1 protein-coding gene is annotated in these 523 nt (G+C 47.4%); it reads right to left on the bottom strand.

What is annotated here, in order from left to right:
- Window positions 1-16: 16 nt before the first annotated feature.
- The coding region (hisB, locus tag F8R15_RS20990) for an imidazoleglycerol-phosphate dehydratase HisB (protein ID WP_152845886.1) at window positions 17-523 on the bottom strand (507 nt) is incomplete at its 5' end.

The following is a 523-nucleotide window of genomic DNA, read 5'->3' as shown; positions in this document are numbered from 1 at the left end:
ACAACGTGTTTTGCCATTAAAGGGCACCTTTTGTTGACGGCAGAACGCCTGCCATGCGTTCATCACTCGTCAGCGCCATTCTCAATGCGCGGCCAAAAGCTTTGAAAATGGTTTCTGCCTGGTGGTGTGCATTGTGACCTCTTAAACAGTCAATGTGCAGCGTCACTTGTGCGTGATTCACAAAGCCTTGGAAGAACTCATAGACTAACTCTGTGTCGAAGCTGCCAATAGAGCCTTTGGTGAAGTCTGCATTGAAAACTAGTCCAGGTCTTCCGGAAAGGTCGATAACCACTCTGGAAAGTGCTTCATCCAATGGGACATAGGCATGTCCATAACGTTGAATGCCTTTCTTGTCACCAACAGCTTCTTTCAGGGCCATACCAAGCGTGATGCCAATATCTTCCACTGTGTGGTGGTCATCAATATGTGTGTCACCATTTGCTTCGATGTCTAGGTCAACCAGTCCGTGGCGAGCAATTTGATCCAACATGTGCTCAAAAAAAGGTACGCCTGTATCACTGTC

Source organism: Thioclava sp. JE_KL1, from assembly GCF_009296265.1.
Taxonomy (GTDB): domain Bacteria; phylum Pseudomonadota; class Alphaproteobacteria; order Rhodobacterales; family Rhodobacteraceae; genus Thioclava.
The sequence above is the reverse complement of the archived record's forward strand: the minus strand, read 5'-3'. Positions and strand labels throughout refer to the sequence as shown.